The organism is Acinetobacter sp. HR7, from assembly GCF_000773685.1.
In the GTDB taxonomy this organism is placed as follows: domain Bacteria; phylum Pseudomonadota; class Gammaproteobacteria; order Pseudomonadales; family Moraxellaceae; genus Acinetobacter; species Acinetobacter thermotolerans.
In genome coordinates this window covers 20,075-30,014 of record NZ_JPQO01000068.1, presented here as the reverse complement: position 1 = coordinate 30,014, position 9,940 = coordinate 20,075, and the positions used below count along the sequence as shown (strand labels likewise).

At 45.0% G+C, this 9,940-nt stretch carries 5 protein-coding genes; 3 read left to right on the top strand and 2 right to left on the bottom strand.

The window, feature by feature from the left end:
* The coding region (locus GW12_RS04525) for a hypothetical protein (RefSeq protein ID WP_227504126.1) at positions 1–299 on the top strand (299 nt) is incomplete at its 5' end.
* Positions 300–364: 65 nt separating this feature from the next.
* Here the strand turns inward: GW12_RS04525 and coq7 are convergent.
* Together coq7 and GW12_RS04515 are read right to left on the bottom strand one after the other, a co-directional pair.
* Complete coding sequence (gene coq7 / locus GW12_RS04520) at positions 365–1,000, bottom strand: 2-polyprenyl-3-methyl-6-methoxy-1,4-benzoquinone monooxygenase (RefSeq protein WP_034584058.1); 636 nt, start codon at positions 998–1,000, stop codon at positions 365–367.
* A gap of 3 nt (positions 1,001–1,003) precedes the next feature.
* Positions 1,004–2,320: an MFS transporter gene (locus GW12_RS04515; protein WP_034584055.1), complete on the bottom strand. Its 1,317-nt coding sequence runs from the start codon at positions 2,318–2,320 to the stop codon at positions 1,004–1,006.
* Positions 2,321–2,496: 176 nt separating this feature from the next.
* Between GW12_RS04515 and GW12_RS04510 the strand changes: the two genes are divergently transcribed.
* Together GW12_RS04510 and GW12_RS04505 are read left to right on the top strand one after the other, a co-directional pair.
* Positions 2,497–5,250 (top strand): autotransporter assembly complex family protein, encoded by a 2,754-nt coding sequence (locus GW12_RS04510; protein ID WP_034584052.1) that lies wholly within the window; start codon positions 2,497–2,499, stop codon positions 5,248–5,250.
* 40 nt (positions 5,251–5,290) lie between these two features.
* On the top strand, positions 5,291–9,811 hold the full coding sequence (locus GW12_RS04505) for a translocation/assembly module TamB domain-containing protein (RefSeq protein ID WP_034584050.1): 4,521 nt from the start codon (positions 5,291–5,293) through the stop codon (positions 9,809–9,811).
* The last annotated feature ends 129 nt before the right edge of the window (positions 9,812–9,940 follow it).

Sequence of the window (9,940 nt, the reverse complement as noted above, 5' to 3'; positions counted from 1 at the left end):
GGTTTGTGCAACAAAGCCATATTTCTGTGATGCTGGACACACCTTTGACATCATTACAAAAATCTAGATGTAGTGGAAAACAAGATTTTATTAACGTTGATTATTTTTCCACAGGATTTTATATCTATGACGAAAATTACAGTAATGTAAAATCGGTTTGTGGTACAGAATTAAAATACACATTTGAAAAAGAGGGTACATATATATTTTTATTTAATTTTGAAGGTGCCGGTAATGAAAGTGGAGGGGGTAATGGCTCTGGTATTGTATATTTTGAATTTTTAGGTATCACACAATAAAAAATATATAAAAAAGGATCTAAATTCACATTTAGATCCTTTTTATTAAATTGTTGATAAAAACTCTAGATATAATAACTAGTTTTCGTCATCAGCTTGGAAATTGCTGTCATGGTGATCTTCACCGGAAGAGGTAAGTCCACACCGCCTGCAGCCAGAGCCGTGTCACGGTGATGCAGTTCATCTTCATTCATCTGCTCCAGAATGCGACGTGAACGTTCATCTTGCGACGGTAACTGGCTGATATGATGTTGTAGATGCAAGCTGACCTGGCGTTCAGTTTCTGCCACAAAACCTAAGCTATATTTATCACCGGCAATGCCTGCAATGGCACCCATACCAAAAGACAGGGTGTACCAGACTGGGTTGAGCAGACTAGTATGGCTGTCTAGTTCTTTCAAACGGTCTTCACACCATGCCAGATGATCCTGCTCTTCAATGGCAGCCTGTTCCATTTCACGGCGGACATTCGGTAATTTTGCAGTCATGGCTTGGCCATGGTACAGCGCCTGGGCACAGACTTCTCCGCTATGATTCACACGCATCAGACCAGCCACATGACGGGCTTCGGAAACCGCCAGTTGTGCATCAGTTTTTTCAGCAGGATTTTCTCGATGTGCTGAGGTGGTTCCTGGAACAAGACTACGCAATGCCTGGTCAAAAGAATGAATGAGCTTATCGACACCTGAATATTGACGCATGCATTAATCCTCCAATGATGCTGGTGTAGCGTTGAGCATAGGTTTAATTCGAAGCAGTAGCCACAGGGTGAATATGCCGCTCAAGACCGCCGTAATACAGAAAAGTATTTTAAGATCAAAATTTAAGACGCTTAAAATAATAATTGAGAATATAGCAGAAGATACCATGAAAACAGCATTCAGAATGTTATTTGCTGCAACTACCCGCGCACGATGTGAGCGGGGAGAATGCGCCTGCATCATGGCATACAGCGGTACGATATAAAAACCGCCACTGATCCCCAGCAAAGTCACAGCAAACATCACGTGATAATAGCTCCAGCCTTGCTGAAACACATCCGCAAGCCCGAGCAGTTCACCCGTGCGGGGTGGAACCATTGCCATACTGGCTGCCAGGTAAAATGCAAATACAGTTAAACCCACTGCACCGATCGGCACCATACGAATATTCACTTCACTACCACCGAGTTTACGGCATAGGTAAGAACCTAAACCAATCCCGATCGAGAAAAAGGTCAATAGCAGGCTGGCAACATTTTCAGATGCATGCAAGTTTTGCATGGTGAGCTGTGGAATTTGGGTCAGATAGGTCGCACCGTAAAACCAGTACCAGGAATTTCCTAACAGGATCATAAATACCAGTGGCAGGCTTTTGGCATATTTAATCGTCTGAAAACTGGTGCGGAAGAAATTCCAGTCTACCTGAAGTTCGGGTGCTGGTGAGTCTTGTTTTAGAATAAAACGACTGGAAAAATAGCCGATGATCGCGATACTCAGGACGGTCAGGCTGATCCATAATAAATTTCCAGCTGATGCAGCAATCACGGCACCGCCTAGAATCATACCGAACAGAATGGCCAGTGAAGTCCCCGACTGGAATAGCGCATTTCCCGACATCAGTTCATTCGGCTTTAAGATTTCTGGCAAGATCGCGTATTTAATTGGGCCAAAGAATGTAGACTGCGTTCCCATCAGAAATAGGGCAAACATCAGAATCCATAAATTCCCTGTCAGGAAGCCGATTGTTCCTAATACCATCACCACAATTTCTAGAATTTTCAAATAACGGATGAGTTGTGAACGTTCGTATTTGTCGGCAATCTGCCCAGCGGTCGCGGAAAAGATAAAGTAAGGTAAGATAAACAGCAACGCGGCCAGATTGTTCAGGGTGCTGATACTAGCGGTTTGCTGAATCCAGCCATAGGTAATGACCAGCAATAAGGCCTGCTTAAAGACATTATCATTTAACGCACCAAAGAACTGCGTCATAAACATCGGTAAAAAGCGACGGGTACCGAGTAGGGGTTCATTATTGTTCATGTGGGATGGGCTACATTAAAATTTATTAAGAAATGTCAATGATGCGTAAACATCCTGAAAATTCATGTAAGATACTTTTGACCATGGAAATGGCAAAAACCTATAGATTCGAGTTTCTTAGCTTATATTTTTCGGTCAAATAATCAATTAAAGAATGTATTTGTTTAGAGTTTTCTATGCCTGCAAAGAAAAAATTTAAAGAAACACTGCTCAGCCAGAGTATGAGTACGTTCATACCGGCGCATACGGGAAGCCGTCTATGTATGAGCATGTTTTTCATGATGTTCATCCAGCACAGCATGGCACAAACTCCCCAGACTGAAACGCCGGTGGCGCTTACCCAAACTGAAATGATTGAAGAGCTATCTCAGCAAGCCGTTCAGCAGGGGCTGGCAAGTACTGAAAATGAAGCGACTGAGAAAATCGAACAGGCGATTCAGCCAGAAGTGAATGTCGACAGCCTGCAGATGCTGCGGGAGCAGGAGCAGGCTGGTCAGCAATTCGAAGCATTTAAGCCGATTGAATTTGAAGATTTAGAAGAATTGCCTGTGCAGGCGGTCGATCAGGCCATGGCGGATGAAATTTACCGTGTCGCTGAAGAAGCTAAACGTGAAGCACAAGCCTACCGTCAGACTCAAAATACTGAAATTGTGGTCAACGACATCAGTCAGCAGGAACTGCTGGAAATCAATCAGGCCCCAGTGAATGTCGACCAGCTGATGCAGAATATTGAGTCGGATAGCCAGATTCTGGTACAAGCCAATGAAAGTGGTGCGACTTTACCTGAGTTATCACCCCAGCAGTTACGCCCAGAAAATGCGACACAGCCAAATATTTTTAAGCGCTTGTTTTATAAAGTTCGTCCGCCACGTCGAATCATGACAGCGAAGGTACCACGGATTGATGCGGATGTAGTCATTGTCAAAACCAATGGCAATGGTACGAGTCAGCAGCTTTCAGCAGAAGCGCGCGATGAAGCTTATAAAAATTTAGAAGCCAATATTGAAAACAAGCTGTCTAGTTTTACCCAGGAGTCCTTTAGTGATTTCCAGTCTGCCTTGCCACAACTACGTACCTTGTCGAATCAGGCAGCGCAAGCAATCGGGTTCTATAATGCTGCATTCCGCTTTGAAAAACTGTCTGATTCACGTGTTAGGGTCTATGTCACTCCGAATGAACCGGTACTGGTGCAGAGCCAGAATATTGAATTTAGTGGCGCCGGTGCCAATACACCGCAGTTCCAGGTCATTGGAGTATTACCTGAACTGGAAGAAGGTGATGTATTTCATCACGGTAAATATGAACGTACTAAAGAGCGTATTGTCGAGGCCGCGAGCAATAATGGTTATTTCGATGCCTACTGGCGCTTGCATGATGCTAAGGTGGCACAACCTCAGAACACAGCTGACATAAACCTGCGTTATGAAACTGGTGATGCCTATAAGTTGGGTGCAGTAACTTTCCGGATGAGTGATCCGACTAAAGAATTTCCATTGGATCCAGATGTATTACAAAGTCTGGTGCCGTGGCAAGAAGGTGCAGATTATCGTTTCTGGCGGGTAAATTCTTTAGCCAATAACCTGACCAATACCCGTTATTTTAACTATACCCTGGTCGATGCAGTTAAACCGGATCCAATTGAAAAGCCTTTGGAATTACCACCAGACATTCAGCAACTTGTGGATGAACAGCGAATTTCAGAGTCTTCTTTAGCTGTTCAGGACAAAAAACAGGTGGCTTCTACAGAAGAAGTTACCCAAAATGTGGTCGATGAAAGCCAGTTTGCAGGCAGTCAGGAACAGGATCAGGCAAATTTACGCGCATTACGCACCGCACAGGAAGCTAAAGAAGCTGAACAGGAACGCTTGAAAGCTCAGGCCCGTGAAGAAAAAGTCATTCCGGTGCTGGTTACTTTGAATGCCGATACCTTGAATAGTGCTGAACTTGGTCTCGGTTATGGTACGGATACCGGTATGCGTGTCCGTGGACAGTATCGCCGTGCGATCGTGAACAAACGTGGACATTCTTTTGATGCTAACGTGGAATTATCAGAAATCCGTCAATCCATTGATGGTCGTTATAATATTCCGTATAAGCATCCATTGAATGATTATTTCAGTATTGTCGGTGGTTATGAGCGTGAAGAACGCGATGATGTCGCACGAGGCAATGGTCTTTTAATTGAGTCTGCGGTTGTGGGGGCAGATCGTTTTATTAAAAATCCACGCGGTAGCTGGCAGCATACCTATGGGGTACGTTACCGTTTGGATCAGTTAACCCAGCAAGGCGAAGTCAATGCCAATAATATTCCAGATGCTTTCCTGGTGAGTGCTGCAGAAACTCAGGAATCTTTATTATTCGGTTATGAGCTTTCCCGAACAGTCAGTGATAAACGGGTTAACCCAACCAAAGGTTTTAAGCAAACATATAAGCTGGAAGTCGGTAGTGAAGCGTTATTATCTGATGCGGATATGGCGATTGCTAATGCTGGCTGGCGTTTTATCTATTCATTAGGTGAAAATGCCGATCATCAGTTTGTGGGACGTGCCGATGCGGGCTATATTTTTACTGAAGATTTTACTAAAGTGCCGTATAACCTGAGATACTTTACCGGTGGTGACCAGAGTATCCGTGGTTTTGACTATAAGAGTCTGTCACCAGAAATTAATGGTTATAAGGTGGGTGGCCAAGCACAAGCGATTGGCTCGCTGGAATATAACTACCAGTTTAAGGACGGTTGGCGTGCAGCTGTCTTTGCTGATGCGGGTAATGCCTATGACAAGGACTTTAGCAATCCGACTGAATATGGGGTAGGTTTGGGCGTGCGTTGGGCATCACCGATTGGTCCAATTCGTATTGATGTGGCTTCCGGTATTTCCGAGGATAATCATCCGATTCGGCTACATTTCTTTATTGGCTCACAGTTATAACATTCACTGATTTTAGAATTTTTAGATATTTGGGACGAACATGGTCGAAGAGAACCAGCAACCACAAGACGCAGAACCGGAAAATACGCCGTTGCCGAAAAAACGTCGTATTTTAAGAAGCATCTTATTGTCGGTCCTATTTTCGATCATTTTCCTGCTGGGCGCATTGGCGGTGATGTTCTCGACCGATCGTGGCAGTAAATTCCTGCTGGATCAGGTGCTCGAACGCCAACAGATTATTCATTATGAATATGAAGGTGGTAACCTGTGGCGTGGGATTATCCTGCGGAATGTGCTGGTCAGCTTAAAGCCTGTGGATGTCAAAATTGACCGTGCCGATGTCACTTTAGGTTGGCGCGCCATTATCAAAAGAGAAATCCACCTCAATCGTGCCGATGTACGGAATCTGCAGATCATTACCAAGAATCCGCCAAATGACAAACCATTTGCTTTTAATGATATCCGGTTGCCATTTGTACTGCGTGTTGATCATTTGGATTTAGATCATTTATTGATTAAAACCCATAGCAGTAACGTAGATTTCTATGATGTGGTGATCAATGAAGGTTTATGGTCAGGCACTGAACTGACTTTTGAAGATACCAGTATGAACATGGGCTATCTGTCGGTGCGAGAAGCCAATGGGCGCATGGATTTCCATGGTAAATATCCGCTGAATGCGACAGGTATTGTTAATCTTCCATCATTAAATGACAGCCTGAACATTCGTGACATTCATGTCGATGCACGGGGTTCTCTAGATACCATTCAGGCGGGCGTCGCGACCAATACCCCAGATTTGCTGACCGGCTGGGCTGTGGTACATCCAATGCATCCGCATGTACCGATGTTTGGCCAGCTTAAGTTTAAGCAGTACCATTGGCCAATTCTGAAAGATCAACAGCTATTTACCAAAGATGGTGTTGCTGACTTTAAGGGTGATATCCAGCGACTGGACATTAACCTGAATACTGATTTAAGTGGTCAAAATATTCCGGAAGGGCAATATAGTGCGATTGGCTATACGGATTTGGTGAATCAGTTGAATATTAGCGATTTTAATGGTCAGCTGATGAAAGGTTCGGTGAGTCTGGCTGGTGTAGTCGGCTGGCATGAGAAAGTTACCTGGGATATTGCGGGACAAGTCAATAAACTTAATCCTAAAGACAAGGTCATTCCGCACGTGGTGCAGGACTTTCTGCCTCCTATGCTTGATGCCAAAGTTGCATCGAAAGGGACACTGGAAAAAGGCTTGCATTTAACTGGGCTGGTTGATTTTGATAAATATGAAACCTGGAACATCAAGTTGGATCAGGCAGAGGCGAAAAATAACAAAGTTCAGCCAATCTTGATGAATGTGGCCTGGAAAAATATTGACCGTGCTGTGCCGTATGTCGGCTGGCTAAAAAGTGAATCCGGCGATGTTAATCTGGCCCTGACTGATGGTCAGCAGGATATTTTTGTGGCTACCGGTGTTTCTGCACATGAAGGGGCTTTACTTCCACCGGGGATGTATCAGGCCAAACTCAATCTGAAAAATAACATCTTAAAAGTTCCAAGCTTTAACTACAGTGCACAAAGTGGCAGCCTGAGCGGTAATGCCGTTGTGGAATTGCCAGATCAAAAACGTCAACTGAAATGGAATGCAGTCCTAAATGCTAAGGACTTAAATACCCAGACTATAGCTCCAGCATTACCAGTCGATCGCCTCAATGGTCGGGTCACTGCCAGTGGTTATGCCAAACCGAACCAGCAGATTATTAATCTCAAAGGTATTGATCTGACTGGTCGATTGGCGGGCCAGAATGAAACGGTGCACCTGACCGGAAGCAGTACTGCTGCCTTACTTATCCATGACGAAAAACAGGGGGGTGGCTTTAAAGGTTATGCCGTGCATTATGATGGTAACCTGAATGCCAGCCAGTTTGCGGCGAGTAAAGGCCTGCTGCAGTTTAAGGTTTCCGGTACTCCAAGCTTGTTACGTGTAGATGAATTCAAGCATGACGGTATTGCCGGCAAGATTAATGCACATGGTATCGTGAATATGGCCAATGGGATTGGCTGGGATCTAAATGCTTCGCTAGTACGCTTTAAGCCACAATACTTTGCTTCGAGTGTTAAAGGTGAACTGTCTGGTAATGTCAGAACCCGTGGCCTGTGGTCGGATGCACTGAAACGGATTCAGATCGAGAAACTGAATCTGGCCGGTGTACTGAATAACAAGCCGGTACGTGGTACAGGTAACCTATCGATGATTATTGACAGCAAACAGAGTGGCTTTGTGCCCCGTCAGTTTGAAGCTAATAATCTGTTCCTGTCTTATGCTAACAACCAGCTGCAGGCGACTGGTAATGCACAGAATCTGCAGTTGAAAGTTAATGCACCAGCATTATATGAGATTTATCCAGGGTTACGTGGTCGCGCTTATGGCTATGTGAATATGCAGGCTCAGCCACGCCTGCGTGCTTCAGCCAATCTGGCGGTAGACGATTTTGCTTTTAATAACGTTTTTAGCGTGAAAAAAATCCGAATACAGGGCCAGTTGCCAACGTCACAAAATACTCCGACCTTGCTGATTGCCACTATGGACAACTTGCGTAGTGGTAACCGTCAGATTACCAAAGGTCAGATATCGCTAGCGGGTACCCGTGCTGCACATGTGCTGCAATTACAGGCTGAGAACAAGCTGACTAGCTTCTATGTACAGCTGGTAGGCGGCTTTAATGCCCAAAATAACTGGCTCGGTCAGATCCAGAAAGGAGATTTTGACTCTCTGCGTACCCGACTGGTACAGCGGCAAAGTGCTTCGGTGATTTACAATACGGCACAATCAGATCTGTTTGTCGGTGCACATTGTTGGACCAGTCAGCAAAGCCAGTTGTGTTTTGATCAGCCAATTCGTGTAAATAAAAATCGTGCCAGCGTGTCCTTCCAGACACGAAATGTCGATCTGGATGATTTCAGTGCCTTTATGCCTGAAGGTATTGCGATCACAGGTAAAGTGAATGGTTATGCTAAAGCCACTTGGGCTAAAGGGGCACGACCCAAAATTGATGCCAAACTGGTGACTCGTAACGGTGTGGTCGGTCTTGCTGCGGAAGATACGCAATATCTGGGTCAGACCATGAAATATGATGAAGTGGGCCTGGTGGCGAAGAGTGTGGCTGAAGGCTTGCAAATCCGTCTAGATGTGAAAGCTCCGGAAATCGGTACTGGTTATGCCAATGTCATCATTGATCCATATCGTGACAACCTGCCAATGCGCGGAGAAGTCGCTTTTAACCAGGTCGAGCTAAAAGTCTTTAAACCATTTATTCAGGATGTGCGTAGCCTGAGTGGTACTTTGTCTTATGCCGGAAAGATCAGTGGAACTTTGACTAAGCCACTGCTCAATGGTCAGGTGCGAGTCAAAGATGGTGCAATTAGCATGATTTCGCTGCCAGTCAATCTCACCAATGTACAGTTGTATTCTGCAGTGAGTCAGGATCATGCCACAATCAATGGCGCATTTAACAGTGGCCGTGGTGTAGGCCGTTTGACTGGTTCAGTCGACTGGAAAAATGAAATGCGCGTGCAGCTGCACATGAAAGGTGAAAACCTGTTAGTTCGTCAGGCACCATTGATCACAGCTGTAGTGACTCCAGATTTAACTCTGGATATGTATCCATTTAATAAAAAACTGAGCCTAAATGGTTCAGTACAAGTACCACGTGCTCTGATTTCGATGCCGGAAGCTTCGAAACCGGTGGTTGGCGTTTCATCGGATGTACGAGTGGTACGCGAAGGTCAAGATCAGCTAGCCATTCTTCGCGCAGCGCGTCCTTGGGATATTCGTGCTGATATTTCCGTTTCGCTGGGCAATCAGGTGATTTTCCAGGGCTTTGATAGTCGTATTCCACTGCTGGGGCGTGTCAATCTGTCTCAACGTGGTCTGGAAACTGCGATGCGTGCCAATGGTGCAATTGGTGTGTCTCAACGTGTGAAGATTGAAGCCTATGGTCAGAGTCTGGATCTGAATCGTGCCATTGCTCGTTTCAATGGTCCATTGTCAAATCCAACGCTTGATATTGATGCCAATAAATCCGTTCAAGGGAATGTTGTTGGGGTTCGTGTTACTGGTACAGCCTCTAACCCAGCAATTCAGGTTTATAACGATGCTGGCCTGTCTGAACAGGAAGCATTAAATGCGCTGATTACGGGGCGTATCAATGAAGGGAGTTCGGCACTCAGTCAGACTGAAAGCTTTAGATCGGATGTGAACAATACCATTGCGGCAGCCGGCATCAGTTTGGGCTTGGGTGGTACCCGTGCCTTGACCAACCAGATCGGTCGTACTTTTGGTCTAAGTGGTTTAGCGTTAGATGCGCAAGGTACAGGGGATGATACGCAGGTATCCGTAACCGGTTATATTACGCCAGACCTATTTATCCGTTATGGTGTTGGTGTATTTACTCCGGTAAACAAACTGACCTTGCGTTATCAAATCAATCAGCGTTTATATATGGAAGCCAGTCAGTCTCTCGAACGGGCGATCGACTTGTTCTACAATTGGCGTTTCTAATGTAATCAAGCCCTCAGTTGAGGGCTTTTTTTTATGTGTACTTTTCAGAAACTTTCTTGAGTTGGTAAAAATGCACAACATTTCTCTTATTGATGTTGATTCCCGATCTGATATCTATGAACTAAGTTA